This is a genomic window from Cupriavidus sp. Met-2 (assembly GCF_049843575.1).
GTDB lineage: Bacteria > Pseudomonadota > Gammaproteobacteria > Burkholderiales > Burkholderiaceae > Cupriavidus > Cupriavidus metallidurans.
Genome location: NZ_JBBHZL010000002.1, coordinates 1 through 18,362, shown reverse-complemented (window position 1 = coordinate 18,362; position 18,362 = coordinate 1). Strand labels below are relative to the sequence as shown.

Genomic DNA, 18,362 nt, shown 5'->3' with positions numbered 1-18,362 from the left:
GTGGAATAAAGTGGTTCTGGGGGTGGTTTACATCATGCGGGAAGGCCGTGCGGTCGATGACGTCCCGCCGCGCTCTCGCAGGCAAACCGATGTGCCGCGTGATGCGCAACCGCGTGTCGTGACGTCGGGATGGTGAAGTCGGGGTGAGGATCATGGGCAAGGGATTGGCGGCCGTGGCAGCGGCAATCGCCGGACTCGGCCTGGGCGGTGGCGTTGGTGGCGCATGGGCGCAGGACATGTCGACGATGTGCCAGCAGGTGGTTGGGCAGGCCGAAATCGGCGGCGTGATGCAGACCATCGCGGGAGTGGCCTGCCTGCAGCCCGATGGCACGTGGCAGATGGTGGATAGCAGCAGTGTGGGCTATGGCGGCGGGGACTATTACTACGACCCGTGGTACTGGACGCCGTATGTGGGGTTCGCCGGCGTGATTTTCATCGACCACCATCATCGCCCGCACGTCATGCACCATGTGTTCTTTCCCAGTCGCGGCGTGATCGTGCGGGGCGGTCGCGTCGTGCACGGTGGAGCGCCTGGCGGGTTCCATGGCGGCGCGGCGCCGGGTGGCTTCCATGGAGGGGGAGCCATGCATCGCTGAGCCGCGCCAGCGGGGTTACCCGGCTTCTCCTGCCGTATCGCTCATGGCAGACTGCGCAAGTTGCTGCAGTTCTTGACGTTGCCTTACACGAAACAATGAGCGAGTCCCTCTGCTTTCTGTCGGCCACCGAGTTGGCCGACGCCATCCGGCACAAACGTGTCTCCCCGGTAGACATCACTTCCGCAGTCCTGGCGCGCGCGGAGCGCCTTCAACCTGAACTGAACTGCTTCATCACGATCGACGCCGAGCGGGCGATGGAATCGGCCCGCCAGGCAGAACGATTGGTCATGGCGGGCGGGCCACTCGGCTTGCTCCACGGCGTGCCGTTCACGGTCAAGGACATCGTCAACACGCAAGGCGTGCGCACGACTTTCGGCGCGGCGCCGTTGCGGGACAACGTGCCGCAGCAGGACGCCGTCGCGGTGGCCCGCCTGCGCGAACAGGGCGCCATCCTGATCGGCAAGACCACCACGCCCGAGTTTGGCTCCAAGTGCCTGACCGATTCGCCGCTGTTCGGGCGCACACGTAACGCGTGGAGCGCGCAACGGACCAGTGGCGGCTCCAGCGGCGGTGCGGCCGTGGCGGTGGCCAGCGGCATCGCGCCACTGGCTGTCGCCACCGACGGCGGTGGGTCCACGCGGATTCCGGCTGCCTGTAACGGTGTGGTCGGCATCAAGCAAAGCAACGGTGTGATTCCACATAGCCAGGCGCAGGACCTGTACGGCAACCAGACCTATGTCACCCCCACCACGCGCACCGTTGCCGATACTGGCCTGATGATGGCGGCGATGGCGGGCGAGCACGCCTGCGACCCGTGGTCGATCGGCGTGCCGAAGGCCGACTATGTCGATGCCGCGCGCGCCCAGGGCGATCTGCGTGGCAAGCGCATCCTCTATTGCCTGGCGCCGCCGGGCCGCCCAGTGGCGGCGGATGTGGCACGCGCGTTCGAGCGGGGGCTGGCCGCGCTAGCCGGGCTCGGCGCGGAGCTAGAGCCGTTCGATGGCGACGGCTTCAACGATATCGAGCCGCTTTGGCGCGCGATCAACCACACCGTCTGGCGCACGCGCTTCGTCGAGATCGTCGAGCGTCATCGCGACGAACTGAGCGCAACGTTCGTACGTCAGGTGGAGTCGGCCGCGCAAGTCAGCGGCGTGGCGTACCAGCAGGCGATGTTTGACCGTTCGCGGCTGTTCCAGCGCGTGCAGGCGTTGCTCGAGCGCGCCGACCTGCTGGCGATGCCGACCATCATGCGCACCGCGCTGCCGATCGACCAGGATCTGTTCGGCACGATCGAGATCGACGGGCATGTACACGAGAACGTGCGCGCGAACTGGTTTCCGTGGACGATGCCATTCAACATGACCGGCCATCCCGCGATCAGCCTGCCGTGTGGCTTCGGCAGCGACGATCTGCCGATCGGGCTGCAACTGGTTGGACGGTTCCGCCGCGACACGGAACTGCTGCGTTGCGCCGCATTGTTCGAATCGGCCCACGGCTTCCTCGACCGGTGGCCGTCGCTGTGACGCTACGTGATGCCGATGCCGATACCGATCTCAATATCGAGATCGACGCCGACATCACCACCCTTTGCTTGCCCCTTCCCAGGCTTCCCGCTTTCACCACAGGACTTTCCTCATGACCGTCAAGTTTCATTCCGGCCGCCTGACTTGGCTGCTTGGCACCGCGTTCAGCGGCCTCATGATCGTTGCCGCGCCAGCATCCGCCGCGGACGATGCGCCGATGCACATCATCGTTGGCTACGCGCCGGGCGGTGCCGCCGACAGTCTGGCCCGGATCTACGCCGAGCAACTCCGTCAGGACGGGCAGGGCACGGTGATCGTGGAGAACCGCCCGGGCGCATCTGCACGGCTGGCGCTCGACTACGTCAAGCGGTCGAAGCCCGATGGCAAGACGATCTTCATCGGCCCGTCGCCACTGTTCACGATCTTCCCGCTCACGTACAAGAAGCTCAGCTACGACGCCGACAAGGACCTCGTGCCCGTGGCGGTGCTAACTGACGTGCCGACCGCCGTGGCAGCAGGCGTGCAGCAGCCGTACAAGAACATGAAGGAATTCCTGGACTGGGCCAAGCAGCATCCGTCCAGGGCCAGTCTGGGCCTGGCCACGATCGGCAGCGCGGGCCACCTTGGCACGGTGGCGCTGGGCAAGGCATCGGGCGTCGCCATCACGCCCACGCCATACCGTGGCGCATCGCCGATGCTGGTGGACGTGATCAGCGGCAATGTGTCGATCGGCTGGGATGCGGTGGCCAGCATGATGTCGCTGTACAAGGGCGGCAAGATTCAGCTTCTGGGCGTGAGCGGCACACGACGTGCCAAGGCGTTGCCCGAAGTGCCGACGATGAAGGAGCAGGGCATCAACCAGTACGAATTCGCGACGAGCTGGTACGGCGCCTTCGTGCCCGCTGGCACGCCCGCCGCAGAGCAGGCCAAGCTCGAAAAGGCGTTCCTCCAGGCATCGACCAATGCGTCGAGCGCGGCCAAGCTGGAGACGCTGGGGCTTGAGGTGAACGCCCAATCCGGCGAGGCCGCGCGCAAGCGCATCCAGACAGAACGCGCGGCATGGAAGCCGATCGTCGAGTCGACCGGGTTCGTGGCAGAGGACTGATGCCAGCCACTGCTTGGGGGCCATGAACGCTAGGGCGTTTCATCGCCTGCTTGTGTCCCGCGCATGACGGCCACGAACAGATCCGCGCAACCATGCGCTGGTATCTGGACGTGGCCGTCTGTCATTTCAGCCCAATGGCAACTATCGCGACGCGAGCATCAGGTTCAGGTTTTGAATCGCAGCGCCGGATGCGCCCTTGCCGAGGTTGTCGAAAACGGCGGACAGGAGAACGTGCCCGTGCTCCGTGCCAGGAAATACGCTCAGGCGCATGTCGTTCGTGCCATTCAGCAATTGCGGGTCCAGGTGCTTCACGGCGGACGATTCTGACAGCGGCAAGACCTGCACGTGGTCTGCCTCGGCATAGTGGCGCGCGAGGCAGGCGTGTAACGTGGCGCCATCCACGCCGGGTGCCAGCAGCCGCAACGCCAGCGGCACAGTCAGCACGATGCCCTGGCGGAACGCGCCGTATGCGGGGACGAAAATAGGCGGTTGCGCGAGCCCGACGTGCTGCTGGATCTCCGGCGTGTGCTTGTGCGCGAGTTCCAGGCCATATACCTGGTAGGAAGGCGCGCTGGCGGCTCCCGGTCCCTCGTATTCCTCCACGCCGGCGCGTCCCCGTCCGGAGTAGCCGGATACCGCATGAATGCTGATGGGGTAATCGCCCGGGATGAGCCCAGCCTGCACCAACGGACGCAGCAGGCCAATCGCACCGGTCGGATAGCAACCGGGATTGGTGACCCGGCGCGCGTTTGCAATTTTTTCAGCCTGCCCCGGCGCCATCTCAGGAAACCCGTAAGTCCAGTCCGGCTGTGTACGGTGCGCGGAGCTTGCGTCGATGACGCGAACCGCAGGATTGACAATCGTGGCCACAGCCTCGCGCGCGGCGGCATCCGGCAAGCAGAGGATGGCGATGTCGCAGGCGTTGATGGCTTCCGCGCGTCGCTGCAAATCCTTGCGCTCCGCGGCAGCAAGCGTGATCAGTCTGATATCGGTCCGGTTACGCAGCCGTTCGTGGATGAGCAACCCAGTGGTGCCTTGGTCGCCGTCGATGAAAACAATAGGAGAGCTCATGGGTGAAATACTCCGCTGACTTTGGGTTGGAGGCAGTAGAACGAAGAGCGAGCCCCTATATTCCGTGGATAGCTACAATAGAGAAAGTTGAATTTCATAACATAGACATTCAGTTTTTCTGAATCAGGACGCCGACATGCGAGAGATCAGCCTGGACCGTTTGCGCACTCTGGTCGCCATTGCAGACCGCGGCTCGTTTGCCGATGCGGCGCGTGCGTTGCATCTGGCGCCGCCAACGGTCAGCCTCCATATCGCTGAACTCGAAGCCCGCATTGGCGCTCCACTCCTGTCGCGCAAGCGGGGGCAAGTCAGGCCGTCGGCAATAGGGGAGGTGCTGGTGGAGCGCGCACGCCGGCTGCTGGCCGATGCGGAGCGGGCGCTGGACGATATTCAACGCCAGGTGCAGGGGCTGGAAGGGCGAGTGCGGCTCGGCGCGTCGACGGGCGCGATCGCGCACCTGTTGCCGCAAGCGCTCGAAGGGCTGCGCCAGCACCATCCCGCGATCGACATACAGGTGGCGGTGCTGACTTCACATGAAACGTTGTCCCGACTGGCGGATGGGACGCTGGACGTTGGGCTGGTTGCACTGCCGCAGCCGCCGGTAGCCGGACTCGTGATCAAGCCTTGGCGCCGCGAACCCGTGATGGCTTTCTTGCCGGCGCATTGGGAGTGCCCAGCACGCGTCACGCCTGAATGGCTCGCCGCCCAACCTCTCATTCTCAATGACGCGACCACGCGACTTTCACGTCTGACTACGGAGTGGTTCGCGACTGCGGGGTATCATCCCGCGCCCCGCATTCAGCTCAACTACAACGACGCGATCAAGAGTCTGGTGGCGGCCGGCTACGGTGCCTCGCTACTACCCCTTGAGGAGACGGCGCCATCGCCCGACAAGCGCATTGTCATGCGTCCGCTGCGCCCGGCGTTGTGGCGTCGGCTCGGTATTGCGCATCGTGCGGGGTACGTTGAGCGTTCCACGCAACACGTGCTTGATATGTTGCGGGATCTGCGGTTGGCGTAGGCGTTGCCAAAAAAGAAAAAGCCGGCCGAGGGCATTGCGTGCCCTCGGCCGGCCAGTCATCCACTCATCAGCACTTCAACGACGTCGATTGCGCTTCGGCATGTTTGTGCAATGCGGGAGGCTTGGCGTTGCCACCGTTGGCCTCGAGGAACTTGCAGGCGTTAATGATATCGTTGGCAAGCAGTTGCGCCACGTTGTGGTTCACATGCGGACGCACCACCACGCGCAGGCTCGTGACCGATTCGGCGTTGGGCGGCATCGTGTACGCGGACAGCACCCAGCCTTTCTCGCGGACCTTGTTGGAGACATCGAACTCGTTGAAGTTCTTGTACTTCTTGTTCAGCGTCACTGCCACCACCGGAATGCGCTGCGTGGTGTTCATGATGTCGAAGTACCCGCTGTCGACGAGCTGCTGGCGCAGGAAGATCGCGTTGTCCAGCGTGTGCTGCATCACGCGTTTGTAGCCGTCGAACCCGAGCCGCAGGAACTGGTAGTACTGCACGGCCACCTGGAATGCGTTGCGGCTGAAGTTGAGCGTGGCCGTGGGCATTTCTCCGCCCAGGTAGTTCACGTAGAACACCAGTTCCTCGTTGAAGATCTTGCGTTCGCGGAACACCACCCAGCCGAGGCCCGGCGGCGTCAGCCCGTACTTGTGGCCCGAGGCGTTGATCGACTGCACGCGCGGCAGGCGGAAGTCCCACTTGTAGTCGGGGTAGAGGAACGGGTTGACGAAGCCGCCGGAGGCGCCGTCGATATGCATGGGGATCGAGATGCCCGTGCGCTTCTCGTAGGCATCGAGCCAGTCGTGAATGCCCTGGATGTCGTCATCCTCGCCCGTGAAGGTCTGCCCGGCGATGGCCACGACGCAGATCGTGTTCTCATCGACGTACTTGTCCAGGTCTTCGGCGGTCAGGCAGTAGTTGCCCGGCTTCAGCGGCACGATGCGCGGCTCGACGTCGAAGTAGCGCAGAAACTTCTTCCACACGATCTGCACGTTGCCGCCCGTCACCATGTTCGGGCGGGTGGCATCCTTGCCTTCGGCCTGGCGGCGCTGGCGCCAGTTCCACTTGTGCGCCAGGCCCCCGAGCATGCAGGCTTCGGATGAGCCTACCGTACACGTGCCGTACGGCTCCACGCCCTTCGGACCGTTCCACAGTTCATGCAGCCAGCGCACCATGCGGCCTTCCATGGCGAAGAGCCGCGGATACATGTCGTGGTCGATATAGTTCTTGAAGATATTGCGCGCGGCGACTTCCCGGGCTTCCGGTTCCGCGAACGTGGTGACGAACGACGACATGTTGAGCATGGGGTTGGTGTCGGTCCATTCGTCACTGATCACGATCGCGGCCGCTGCATTCGCCGAGATGCCTTCGCGCGGGAAGACGTTTTCAGGCACCTCGTAGTTGAATTGGTCGTACGGTGTGACCTTGTGCTCTTGCATGTCGCTCATGGATACCCCTCGTAACGTTGACATGGCGAGAACCGGCGACCCGATACCCGGTCACGGCGCGAAGGCACCGAACAGGAAGACGAACGGGTGCGGAAAGCGCGGGAGGGAAGGGCAGGCGCCGGCTGCGGCGCCGCGTTCCGTGGACGTACCCCGGGCACGCGGCTCGACACGAGTATAGGAGCGAAGCCCCCGACAAATCATTGTGCTTTAGGCCAATACGGGCGCACAAAATCACTGTCGCACGACGTGGTCAGCGGTGATGGGAAAGCTATACTCGACTCCGCTGTCAGACAGGTACCCGGTGTGCGTAATTCGACTGCCTGACATGCCCGAATCTGCCGTATTACCGAGGCGTGTTTTCGAGGAGAAACTTGGATGACAAAGAGCGAACCGCGAGAGAGCGAGTCGGCTTCCCGATTGATCGACGGGAGGATCCAGGAACTGGGTGACTGGCGCGGCGCGATGCTGGCGCGGCTACGCGCGGTGGTGAAGGCCGCCGATCCCGAGGTGATCGAGGAATGGAAATGGCGGGGCGTGCCGGTGTGGTCGCACGCCGGCATTCTCTGCACGGGTGAGACCTACAAGAACGTCGTGAAAATGACCTTTGCCAAGGGGGCGTCGCTGGAAGACCCAGCGGGGCTTTTCAATTCCAGTCTCGAAGGCAACACGCGGCGTGCGATCGACTTTCATGAGGGAGAGGAGATCGACGAGCCTTCGCTGAAAGCGCTTATCCAGGCTGCCGTTGTGCTCAACCAGTCGAAATCCCGCAAGTAGTCACTGCGTTATGGCAGCAGGTGTCGCCCAAAGAACGCGACGATCTTGCGATGGACTTCGGCAACCTCGGCGCGATCGAAGCCGGGGGGATCGTTGAGCAGATCGCCCAGGAGTCCGGTCAGACCCGGCGGGTGCGGCGACAGCAACGCGCCGTGCCCGCCCGTGGGCATGTCGGCGACATGCTCGCAGGTCTGGCAGACCGCCAGTACCCGGTCCGCGTGGAAGCGCGGAATCAGCCAGCGGTCCTGCTCGGCTGTGACCAGGCCAAGGGGTACGGCCGGCCGCGCCAGGGAATCCATGTCGAAATCCGCAGCGGCGGGCACGCCGGCCACCACTGCCGCGATGCGTGGATCGGAGGTGGCACGTGGGGTGTCGTCATCAAAACGGTGGTGAATCACGCGCAGGGCCAGCCACTCTTTCACGCCGTCCAGCGGGCCGCCCGTCAGTCTTGTGATCAACCCGACGCAGGTCTGGAAATCCTCTGCGATATGGGCGTCGCAATGCTGCATGAACCGTGCCGGTGACCAGCGTCCTCCCGCCAGGCTCAGCGCGGTATGGCCACCTGCGGATATCCCGAACATGCCGACCTTGTCCAACCGAAGCATCGACGCGAATCGCGCGTCCCGACCCATCGCGTCGATGGCGCGCGATACTTCGGCGGGCCGGATGGTCCAACTGTCGGGGCCGGGATCGCTGCTATCCAGATAGTTGTCGGCCTTGTGCAGCGGCATGGCAACGATGTATCCCGCGTCGACCAGGTTTCGCGCGAGGTCGGCATGGACCCACGGCGCGCCACCCGAACCGTGCGAGATCACAATCAGCCTGCCGTTGCCCGCCACAGGGTGGCCTTCCACCGCGACATCGAGCAGGAATCGCCCACGCTTTACCGGGTGGCTCGCGTCGTTCGAGGGGTAATACACGGTCACTGGGCCGTCATCCCCGCTAGCCGGCAATTCGGTCAGCCCCATCGAGGCATGAGCAATCCCGCACAGCAATGCCAGCAGCAGGCCGGCCCAGCGAAACCTATGCATTCGAATCCTCGTCGTCGGCGGGAGGCGCCATCCCGGTGCCCGAAGCATAGCCGCTGGCAAGGCTGGCGTCTTGCCGAAACTCAGTGCCGAGGGGCCCCTTGCCTCAGCAATTGCCAGCGACCTGTCAGTCTTGTCCGGCCAATACTTGCTTCTGGCTAGCCAGCTTGGCGCCCATGGCCGCGCCGAGCGCCTGCAGGCCCGACATCGGACGCACCATCACCTCGAATTCCTCGATCTTGCCCGCCTGGTCGAAACGCAGCATGTCGATGCCCTTGAGCGCCTTGCCGTCGACCTCGGCGCTGAATTCAAGCACCACGCCCAGCCCGTCCGCCGTGGCGAACGTGCGGTGATAGGTGAAGTTCTTGAATACCGTGTTGACGGTTTTCAGGACCAGCTTGATCGCGGCACGGCCCGGGTAAGGTGTATGCGCGACCGGCGAGCGAAACACGATGCTGTCGGACAGCAGGGGATCGAGCTCCTCCATGGCGTTGCGTGCCAGAAGGTCATGCCAGGTTGCCAGCGTCTTTGCGGCTGCCGGGGAAAGTCCCGCTGCATTCATGTCGTGTCTCCTCATGGTGGCGCCGTCTCCGGTTGGATACGGTCGTGTACTATGCAACTGGTTGCATAGTACACGACGACGCAGTGTGGTGCCATGTCCGGTTTAGATACTTCCATCGGTTATCGAGGGATGGTCAAGTCGCCCGAGAGTCAACGTGGGCTCACGGCTGCCGTGCTGTGGCAGCCTGTCATTTCCGGCTACAGTGCACGTTTCCCCACGTGAAATCCTGTCATGGAATGGTTGACCGACCCCTCGATCTGGATCGGACTGGTCACGCTGGTCGTGCTCGAGATCGTCCTCGGCATCGACAACCTTATCTTCGTGGCGATTCTCGCGGACAAACTGCCGCCGAGCCAGCGCGACAAGGCGCGGGTGGTTGGCCTGTCGCTGGCGATGTTCATGCGGCTTGGCTTGCTGTCGGTGATGTCGTGGCTCATCACGCTCACCCGGCCGCTGTTCTCCATTGGGCCGCTCTCGATGTCGGCCCGGGACCTGATCCTGGCGGTAGGCGGCTTCTTCCTGTTGCTCAAGGCCACGCTCGAGCTTCATGAGCGGCTGGAGGGCATGCCACATATGGAGGGGGGCAAGACCGAGTACGCCGGCTTCTGGGTGGTAGTAACCCAGATCGTGATTCTCGACGCGGTGTTCTCGCTGGACGCAGTAATCACTGCGGTGGGGGTGGCCGACCATCTCGGCGTGATGATGGCCGCCGTCGTGATCGCGGTCGGCGTCATGCTGATTGCTTCCAAGCCGCTGACCCGATTCGTGAATGCGCACCCGACGGTGGTGGTGCTGTGTCTCAGCTTCCTGCTGATGATCGGCATGAGCCTGGTGGCGGAGGGGCTCGGCTTCCATATTCCGAAGGGCTACCTGTATTCGGCGATCGGATTCTCGGTGCTGATCGAGGCATTCAACCAGGTCGCGCAGCGCAACTTTCTGCGTCATATGGCGCGGGTGCCGATGCGGCAGAGGACAGCCGATGCCGTATTGCGCCTGCTCGGCGACCGGCGCGCCAATGCATCGGAGACGCCAGAAGGCGGGGCCGTGAAGCGGGATGAACCGCTGCCGTTCGCGCCGGAAGAGCGCAGCATGGTGAGTGGCGTGATGACCCTGGCCGAACGATCCGTCCACTCCCTGATGACGCCGCGCGCCGATATCTCATATCTGGACGTGAACGCCGATGGCGGAACGCTGCGCAAACAGATTCTTGATGACCCGCACAGTTTCTTCCCGGTATGCCGCGGCGAACTGGACAACGTGATTGGCGTCGTGCGCGGCAAGGATGCGCTCGGAGACCTGTTCGACAAGGGCGCCATCGACGAGACACAGAGCCTGCGCGAGCCGATCGTGGTCCACGAGTCGATCAATATCCTGCGTTTGATCGATACGCTGAAGGACTCGCATTCGCGCGGCCGTCTGGTGCTGGTGGCGGACGAGTATGGCGCGATCGTTGGGCTGGTGACACCGATCGACATCCTCGAAGCCATTGCGGGAGAGTTTCCCGACGAGGACGAGACCGCCACGATCACGAAGATCGACGAAGGGCACTGGCTCATGGATGGCGCAGCGGATCTGCACGGCGTGGCGCAGGCACTCGGCCTGGACCCCGCCTGGGTGAGTTCGGCGAAAGGCGCCGCATCGCTGGGTGGCTTGCTGCTCGAACACTTCGGCATGGTGCCGAAACCACGGATGACGCTCGATCTGGAGGGCTATCGTTTCACGGTCACGGAGGTGAGCGATCGCCGGATCGAGCGCGTCGACGTTCAGGCCGTGGGAATGGCTACCGCCGATGCCGAGGGCGCGCCGATTGACTCGGGTGCCTGAGCGCACCTGCCGGATACCGCCGGCGGCACGGTTGGCGCCCTTAGTTCAGCGTTGCCCTGCGGCTTTCGGTGGCGCGCAGCAGCGCACGGCATCAATGACGCGATTCCTGCAGGCAGGCAGCGCCGGCGGGTTCTTGCAAAGCAGGGCGTTGGCCGGAAGCGCATAGGTGAACTGCTTGTCGATCATGCAAAGCTCGGCCGCCGCGATATCGTTCAGCAGCATTGTGTTGATGGGCTCGATAACCGTTGAGTAGCCGCACGCCGCCATGGCGCGCTTGACGCCTTCGGTATCGGTACCGGGGCGGCTCCAGTACGTATATGCGGGTGGGCGGGATGGGCGACGTTTGAGCAGCGTGGGGTCGAAGTCCGGGTCGGTACCGAAGGTTTTGCCACGCGGCACATTGGCGCAGGCCGGCAGATCTGGACTGTCCGTGCAGACGATGCGCCTGTCTTGATAGACGAACCCATTGTCGATCATGCAAAGCTGCGCGCGCGCATAGTCGTCGCTAGTCATCGTGGTGCCGTCGACATGGCCTGCGTGAACGAATCCGCAGCCGAGCATGGCGCTGCGCACGCCTGCCTCATTCACCCCCGGCTTGGCCCACAGGGTGTACAGGGGCGGCGACGGTTGGAACGGCCGGGTCGTGCAGGCCATCAGGGAGAGCAGGGCGGTGGCCAGCGCGGCAGATCGAAGTAGGTGCATCTGACAGGAATTGGCGTTGTTCTTTTGACGCTTCTGACGTGTCGGCGTCTTCGGGTCGTCATGGTATCAGCAGTGCTCGCCGGTTCTCCAGGGAGCAGGCCGTCAGCAGGCAGGCGTGAAGCCGATTGGTTCATGCATCGACATCCAACATCAGGCGCGGCAGCGCCTTGCGTTGTGCGCGACTTGCACTACGCTTCAGGGGGCTCGTGCGAAGCGAAGCCATTCAGGCGATCCGATAACCGTGACTTTCCGACACCGGCCACTCCCGCCCCCGGAGAAAAACATGCGAAGACTCCTTGCAGCCGTCGTATTCATGCTTGCCATGGTCCAGCCGTTGCAAGCACAGGTGAAGCCATTTCCGCCAGGTTTCCGGCACCAGAATATCCAGACCGAGGGCGCGACGCTGTATGTGCGGGTGGGTGGCAGCGGGCCTGCCGTGGTCCTGCTGCACGGTTTTGGCGATACAGGGGACATGTGGGCGCCACTGGCCGCCGAACTGGCGCGCACCCATACGGTGGTGGTGCCGGATCTGCGCGGAATGGGGCTGTCATCGCATCCTGACGGCGGCTACGACAAGCGCACACAGGCTGGGGACATCCGGTCGGTGCTGGCGCAACTGAACATCGACCAAGCGGACGTGGTCGGCCACGACATCGGCACGATGGTCGCCTATGCCTATGCGGCGCGCTACCCGGACAAAACGAAAAGGCTGATCGTCATGGACGCGCCAGTGCCAGGAGTCCCGCCGTGGGAACAGATCGTCCGAATGCCAGCGCTCTGGCATTTCTCCTTCGGCGGCCCGGATGCGGAGCGGCTGGTAAAAGGCCGGGAACGCATCTACCTGGACAGGTTCTGGAACGAGTTCGCCGGAGACCCTTCGAAGATCGATGAAGCCACACGGGTTCACTATTCCAGGCTCTATGCCAAGCCGGGCGCGATGCATTCAGCGTTCGCGCAATTCCTCTCAATTCCGCAAGACGCCGAGGACAATCAGAAATCGCTGGCGACCAAGCTGACCATGCCAGTACTGGCGATTGGCGGCGCGAAGTCCTTTGGCCAGAACGAAGCGATCGTCATGCGCAATGCGGCCACCAACGTGAAAGAACTAGTCATTCCGAATGCCGGGCATTGGCTGATGGAAGAACAACCACAGGCCACAGTGGGCGCGATCGTCGATTTCCTCGGACAATAGCCAGAAGATCGCTGGCGTCCTGATGCAGCTGAACTGCAATAGAGGTGGGGCGGGTGAACGGCGGCGCTCTCCGCGTTCGAGTCAGGCGGCGGCAATGGCAACGGCAATGGCAACGGCAACTTCCAACCCCACTGCCGTCGCTCAATCACTGCGCCCCGCAGACGTTCCCTATTGGATTCGAACAGCGAACCCCGTGATTGATCTCGACGTCCGAGTTCGAATCAGTCTCGAGGCCCTCAATGGTTCCCTTTGCGCTGAATCCTGTGAAGGGCACGCGTTCCCATTGGCCCACTTCAGCCGATGTGCGTCTACGCTGCGGCAGCCTGTTCGCGTATGCGACGGGCTTCGTCGCGCAAAAACTGCTGGTAATCGTCCAGATCGCCGTCGAAGGGCTCGACGCCGCCCTTGGTGACCAGCCAGAACTCGTCACATACGGCGCGCAGCAGAGCGCGGTCGTGACTGACCAACATCACAGTGCCTTCGAATTCGTTGAGCGCCATGCCGAGCGCTTCGCGTGTGGCCAAGTCGAGGTGGTTGGTAGGCTCGTCGAGCAGCAGCAGGTTCGGGCGCTGCCACACGATCATGCACAACACGAGCCGCGCCTTTTCGCCGCCGCTCATCGTGCTGACCGCCTGATGGACCATGTCGCCACTGAAGTTGAAGGTGCCAAGGAAGGTGCGAAGGGATTGTTCGGTTCCACTCTGGCCGGGGGCGCGCATGTGAGCCGGCGTGCCCTTTGCAAGGCGGATCATGTGTTCCATCGGCGTGTCGAGCGGGCGCAGCACGTCGAGCTCCTGCTGCGCGAAGTAGCCGATATTCAGGCCTTTGCCTTCGCTGATTTCGCCGGCGATCGGCGCCAGCGCATGCGCCACCGTCTTCACCAGCGTGGACTTGCCCTGGCCGTTGGCACCGAGAATGCCGATGCGCTGCCCGGCCAGCACGGAACGGTTGATGCCTCGTACGATGACCGTGGGCGGCGTGCCCGGCAGTGCGCCGGCTGGCGCCGGGTAGCCGAAGCTCGTGTCCAGCATCGACAGCAGCGGGTTCGGGACGTTGAGCGGCTCCTTGAACTCGAAGTTGAACTCTGCCTCGGCAAGCACCGGTGCGATCTTCTCCATGCGTTCGAGCGCCTTGACACGGCTCTGCGCCTGCTTCGCCTTCGAGGCCTTGGCCTTGAAACGGTCGATGAATTTCTGCAGGTGGGCGATCTTGTCCGCCTGCTTGGCCATCGCGGCCTGCTGCAATACGAGCTGTTCAGCTCGCATGTCTTCAAATTTGCTGTAGTTGCCGCCATAGCGCACGAGCTGGGCGTTGTCGACGTGCACCGTCACCTGCGTCACCGCATCGAGAAACTCGCGGTCGTGGCTGATCACTACGAGGGTTCCTTGATAGCGCTTGAGCCAGGCTTCCAGCCAGACCAGCGCGTCGAGGTCGAGGTGATTCGTTGGCTCGTCGAGCAGCAGCAGGTCGGACGGGCACATGAGCGCGCGCGCCAGTTGCAGTCGCATGCGCCAGCCGCCGGAGAAACTGTTGACCGGCTGACTAAGCTGCGCAGCACTGAAGCCAAGGCCCAGGATCAGCGCTTGGGCACGGGCAGGGGCATCGTGCGCACCGGCGTCGTGCAGGGCCATGTAGGCGTGCGCCATGCGCATGCCGTCGTCGCTGGCCTCGGCGGCGGCGACTTCGGTCTGCGCGGCCAACAGCGCGGTGTCACCCTCGACTACGAAGTCGGTCGCGCTTTGCTCGGTCTCTGGCATCTCCTGCGCGACCTGGCCCATCTTCCATGCAGCGGGAATCGAGAACTCGCCGCTGTCTTCGTGCAGCGTGCCATTGAGAAGGCCGAAGAAGGATGACTTGCCGGCGCCATTGCGGCCGACAAGACCGATCTTTTCGCCGGGGTTGAAGGTGACGGATGCGCGGTCAAGTACGACATTGACGCCACGACGCAGCGTGACATTACGGACGGAAATCATAGGGAGCTACTTCGGAGAGGATAGGCATGATAGCCGACCGGGCGTGCAGGGCGGTCGCTTTTCTGGCCGCGCCGGGCGTTCCGGCGACGGGGCACGCGAACATTGCGGAAACTCTCTGACGCGAATTTTCCATGTTCGAGAAGGGCAAAATCTACCCCCCCCCTTGGGGACTTCTGGAGGTCCATAGCTCACACATCTTCCGCATCGAGATCTCCTCTACGGAACAAATGCTATGCCTTCCATGATTTCAATGCCCGCAGCCCGAGTCAGCGCCAGTTCATGACTGCACAGCAGACGCTCACCGACCTGAAAGCAATGGCTGAGTCTGGCCGGTGTCGGTCAGATGCTCACCGCGAAGCTGCCGCCGTCTCTGACAGACCTGCTTCTCGGTGGTTTGACGCTTCAGTGGTTGATCCACTGGTATTGGAGCGCCAGCGTGATTGCCGTGTAGTCACCTGCCGCCCGGGTGATGAGGCCCTTCGATGCCGCCAGCTTGGCCGACCAGCCAGGCACGATCGGGACGGACAGCGTGACGCCATAGCGTGAGTTCTGCTGACGATCTGCATTGGGGATGCCATTTACCGACGTGCGGCCACCGCTATAGAAGCCGGCGTCTGCCGCGATCCACAGGGCGGGCCGGAACTGATAACCGACATGCCACTGCAACACGCCGAGCGGCGACTGCTCGCGCCGCTTGTCGCCTAGAAAAGCGTTGTTGTCGCCGAACAGCCACACGCCGGCAGACAATTCGCTAAACCAGTTGCCGATCGGCTGAGACAGGCCGATTTCCGGCTTGAAGGCCCAGCGGTGGGTCCCAACGTTGACCAGCCGGGAGGCATCGTACTGGCCGGTAGGTGCTACCACTGTGAGGCTCGCACCGAGCATGGTGTCCGGCGCCCGTTTCATGAACTCGGCCGGTGTCAGCGCGGGGCCGCCAAGGAGATTGATGGCCAAGCGCACGCGCGCGTCGCCGATCCCCGCCCGATGGACCGCGGTCGGCGCGTCGAGCACGTTGCCACTGACGTCGCCACTCGCGAAGGGTGCAAGCAGGCCGATCGAGGCAGTCCGCCCGGCCAGATCAAACACGTGCACATAGCCCGCCCCGAAGATGTTGATTCTGGAGCGTACATCGGTGATGGGCAGCGACGGATCAGTGAGCACATCCCCCGAGAGCCGGGTATAGGTAGCGGCGAGGAAGTTTGTCCCGACAGGTGCGGCAGAATAGCTGCGTGGCTCGAGTTCTTGCGCGTGGGCCGGCATTGTGCAGCACCACAGGGCAAGCCACATCCACAAGGTGACCAGGGTGCGTCCAGGGCAGACCATGCCGACGGCCTCACGGATCAAAGTGCAATGAGACTAACACGGGCGCGTTGGATCCGCGAAGCACATGCCTCGTGCGATCACCATGCACACAAACGCCATCGAATGCCCGGCCTGGCGAGATAGTCAGCGACGATATCTTCCGCGCAATCAATCCACCCGGGCGTTCGATTGCTTGATCACCGCGGACCACTTGCGCGTTGCCGTCTCCACGAGGGCAGGCAGTTGTGCCGTGCTCAACGTAGCGGGGTTCCGCCCCTTGCACTCATGTGAACAACTCGGCTCATCGGCCTGCAGCCTTGTCGCGCAGGAAGGCGACAAGAGTCGTAAACGCACGCGTCTGGTAGCGGGCCGGCATGTACAGCAGGTACATGGTGGTGCGCAGGAACGCCAGGTCCTGCGGAGGCAGGGGCAACTGCAGCAAGGTGCCGGCGGCGAGGTCGCGCTCCACCATGTAGCGGGGCACCAGGCCGACGCCCAGGCCCTGAAGGATGGCGTCGCGCAGGAAGAAGAAATTGGCCGACATCAGGCGGGGTCGGATAGGCCGTGTCCCGCCGGCCGCGCCCGCCCGGCCCGCGGCGTGAAGTTTCTGGCCAGTCAGTTCCGACGTGATCAGCGGCAGGTCTCGAAACTGGTCGAGGGTGTGCGGCATACCGTATTGGCTTACCAGCGCCGGCGTGACGCAGGCCACGTACTCGACATCGCCCAGGCTATGGGCCACGGCATTGGCGGGCGTTTCCGCCATGACACGGATGGAGAAGTCCACCGCGCCCTTGATCAGGTCCTCGATGTCATTATCGAAAATCACGTTGAGCGTGATGGCCGGGTACATCGTCATGAATTCGATAAACCAGGCTGACATGGTGTGCTGGCCGAATCCGCTTGGCACGCTGAGCCGCACCGTGCCGCTCAGGCGCTTGCCCAGGCTCTGCACCGACTCCTGGGCCGCCATCAACTCGTGGCGGATCGCGCGGCCATGTTCGTAGAGCTGCCATCCCAGTTCCGTGGGTTCGAGCTGCCGGGTGCTGCGCCTCAGCAGTTCGGCGCCCAACTGCCGCTCGAAATGGTTGAGCCGCTTGCTCACATTGGCGCGGCTCATGCCGAGCTGGTTTGCAGCTCGGCTCAGGTTTCCGGCGTCGATGATTTCGACCAGCAATGCCAGCGCGTTCAGGTCCATTGTCAACCTTGAGTATTCATATATGTTGAAAACCGGTTGCAATTGTCAAGCATTCGGAACATATGGACAATCACCGCTGGTAAAGAAAATCGGACCTCCCTGCAGGCACAGATCCGGACGCGGGGAGACGCAATCAATGAAGCAAGAAAACATGGCATCGCTGCCGCTGGCCGGTGTGCGGGTGCTGGACCTGTCACGTGTCCTGGCAGGACCGATGTGCGCGATGGCGCTGGCCGACCTGGGCGCGGACGTCATCAAGGTGGAACATCCCGCCCGTGGCGACGACACCCGAGACTGGGGCGTGCGCATCGGCACGCGCAATACCTCCTATTTCAATAGCGCGAACCGCAACAAGCGGTCCGTGACACTCGATCTGCAAAGCGAAGCCGGTCTGGCGCTGGCACGCCAACTGGCTGCGCAGTGCGACGTGGTCATCCAGAACTTCAAGGTGGGCGGAGCGGAAAAGCTCGGCCTGGGTTACGAGCAGCTCAGCGAAATCAATCCGCGCCTGGTCTACTGCTCGATTTCCGGTTATGCGCGCTTTACGCCGGAAGCCGAACGTCCGGGCTACGACCTCGTCGTGCAGGGCGAGTCCGGCGTGATGGCTACCAACGGCGAGGCCGGGCAGGGGCCGCTGAAGTTCGGCGTGGCAGCGGTCGACATGTTCACGGGCATGTATTCGGCCCAGGCGATCCTGGCTGCGCTGTTTGCGCGCCAGTCCACCGGCCGTGGCCGACACGTGCAGATGGCGCTCTACGACTGCGGCGTGATGATCACGTCCTACTACGGCATGGAAGCCTTGCTCAAGGCCGGCGATCCGCCCAAGTTCGGCAATGCGCATCCGTCCATCGTGCCGTACGGTGTGTTCGAGGCCGCCGATGGCCCGCTGGTGATCACGGTCGGCAACAACGGACAGTTCCAGCGCTTCTGCCGCGAGGTCATCGACTGCCCCGAATGGGCCGATGACGAACGCTTTGCCACCAACACGGCGCGCTCGGCCCATCGCGGCGTACTGCTCGCGGAGGTACGGGAGCGGCTGCAGCG

Annotated in this window: 16 protein-coding genes; 8 read left to right on the top strand and 8 right to left on the bottom strand. The window is 63.4% G+C overall.

Translation table 11 applies throughout. From position 1 onward, the window contains the following. The first annotated feature begins 152 nt into the window (after positions 1-152). The 3 genes from WD006_RS05250 (at position 153) to WD006_RS05240 (ending at position 3,224) form a co-directional block, all read left to right on the top strand. A complete protein-coding gene (locus WD006_RS05250) occupies positions 153-596 on the top strand; it encodes a hypothetical protein (RefSeq protein ID WP_011516503.1) in 444 nt (147 codons plus the stop codon). Between the two features lie 95 nt (positions 597-691). Beyond that, positions 692-2,119, top strand: a complete 1,428-nt coding sequence (locus WD006_RS05245; protein ID WP_011516502.1) for an amidase — start codon at positions 692-694, stop codon at positions 2,117-2,119. 112 nt (positions 2,120-2,231) lie between these two features. Further along, positions 2,232-3,224 carry a Bug family tripartite tricarboxylate transporter substrate binding protein gene (locus tag WD006_RS05240; RefSeq protein ID WP_029307872.1) on the top strand — a complete coding sequence of 331 codons (993 nt, stop codon included), beginning with the start codon at positions 2,232-2,234 and terminating at the stop codon, positions 3,222-3,224. A 141-nt stretch (positions 3,225-3,365) separates the two neighbouring features. On the opposite strand, the gene argC is transcribed toward WD006_RS05240, so the two are convergent. Further along, positions 3,366-4,295, bottom strand: a complete 930-nt coding sequence (gene argC, locus WD006_RS05235; RefSeq protein WP_029307873.1) for an N-acetyl-gamma-glutamyl-phosphate reductase — start codon at positions 4,293-4,295, stop codon at positions 3,366-3,368. Positions 4,296-4,431: 136 nt separating this feature from the next. On the opposite strand from argC, the gene WD006_RS05230 reads away from it, so the two are divergent. After that, positions 4,432-5,316: a LysR family transcriptional regulator gene (locus WD006_RS05230; protein ID WP_029307874.1), complete on the top strand. Its 885-nt coding sequence runs from the start codon at positions 4,432-4,434 to the stop codon at positions 5,314-5,316. A 67-nt stretch (positions 5,317-5,383) separates the two neighbouring features. On the opposite strand, the gene WD006_RS05225 is transcribed toward WD006_RS05230, so the two are convergent. Beyond that, on the bottom strand, positions 5,384-6,766 hold the full coding sequence (locus WD006_RS05225; protein WP_011516498.1) for a glutamate decarboxylase: 1,383 nt from the start codon (positions 6,764-6,766) through the stop codon (positions 5,384-5,386). 375 nt (positions 6,767-7,141) lie between these two features. On the opposite strand from WD006_RS05225, the gene WD006_RS05220 reads away from it, so the two are divergent. Then, positions 7,142-7,540: a DUF1801 domain-containing protein gene (locus WD006_RS05220; RefSeq protein WP_011516497.1), complete on the top strand. Its 399-nt coding sequence runs from the start codon at positions 7,142-7,144 to the stop codon at positions 7,538-7,540. 8 nt (positions 7,541-7,548) lie between these two features. Here WD006_RS05220 and WD006_RS05215 read toward each other — a convergent pair whose 3' ends face one another. Both WD006_RS05215 and WD006_RS05210 read right to left on the bottom strand, forming a co-directional pair. After that, entirely contained in the window at positions 7,549-8,571 is a 1,023-nt protein-coding gene (locus tag WD006_RS05215; protein WP_029307875.1) for an alpha/beta hydrolase family protein, read from the bottom strand. 124 nt (positions 8,572-8,695) lie between these two features. Beyond that, on the bottom strand, positions 8,696-9,130 hold the full coding sequence (locus tag WD006_RS05210) for a nuclear transport factor 2 family protein (RefSeq protein ID WP_017514330.1): 435 nt from the start codon (positions 9,128-9,130) through the stop codon (positions 8,696-8,698). A 231-nt stretch (positions 9,131-9,361) separates the two neighbouring features. Between WD006_RS05210 and WD006_RS05205 the strand changes: the two genes are divergently transcribed. After that, on the top strand, positions 9,362-10,954 hold the full coding sequence (locus tag WD006_RS05205) for a TerC family protein (RefSeq protein WP_029307876.1): 1,593 nt from the start codon (positions 9,362-9,364) through the stop codon (positions 10,952-10,954). A 45-nt stretch (positions 10,955-10,999) separates the two neighbouring features. On the opposite strand, the gene WD006_RS05200 is transcribed toward WD006_RS05205, so the two are convergent. Then, positions 11,000-11,656, bottom strand: a complete 657-nt coding sequence (locus tag WD006_RS05200; protein ID WP_011516493.1) for a hypothetical protein — start codon at positions 11,654-11,656, stop codon at positions 11,000-11,002. A gap of 283 nt (positions 11,657-11,939) precedes the next feature. On the opposite strand from WD006_RS05200, the gene WD006_RS05195 reads away from it, so the two are divergent. Beyond that, on the top strand, positions 11,940-12,848 hold the full coding sequence (locus tag WD006_RS05195; RefSeq protein ID WP_011516492.1) for an alpha/beta fold hydrolase: 909 nt from the start codon (positions 11,940-11,942) through the stop codon (positions 12,846-12,848). Between the two features lie 308 nt (positions 12,849-13,156). Here WD006_RS05195 and WD006_RS05190 read toward each other — a convergent pair whose 3' ends face one another. From WD006_RS05190 to WD006_RS05180, 3 genes are all read right to left on the bottom strand, one after another. Then, positions 13,157-14,821 carry an ABC-F family ATP-binding cassette domain-containing protein gene (locus WD006_RS05190; RefSeq protein WP_029307878.1) on the bottom strand — a complete coding sequence of 555 codons (1,665 nt, stop codon included), beginning with the start codon at positions 14,819-14,821 and terminating at the stop codon, positions 13,157-13,159. 402 nt (positions 14,822-15,223) lie between these two features. Next, entirely contained in the window at positions 15,224-16,108 is an 885-nt protein-coding gene (locus WD006_RS05185) for a transporter (RefSeq protein ID WP_224446092.1), read from the bottom strand. Positions 16,109-16,424: 316 nt separating this feature from the next. Then, the gene (locus WD006_RS05180) at positions 16,425-17,318 is read right to left on the bottom strand and encodes a LysR family transcriptional regulator (protein WP_011516488.1); all 894 of its coding nucleotides are present in this window, start codon (positions 17,316-17,318) and stop codon (positions 16,425-16,427) included. 136 nt (positions 17,319-17,454) lie between these two features. Between WD006_RS05180 and WD006_RS05175 the strand changes: the two genes are divergently transcribed. Further along, on the top strand, positions 17,455-18,362 hold a 908-nt coding region (locus tag WD006_RS05175; protein ID WP_029307879.1), incomplete at its 3' end, for a CaiB/BaiF CoA transferase family protein.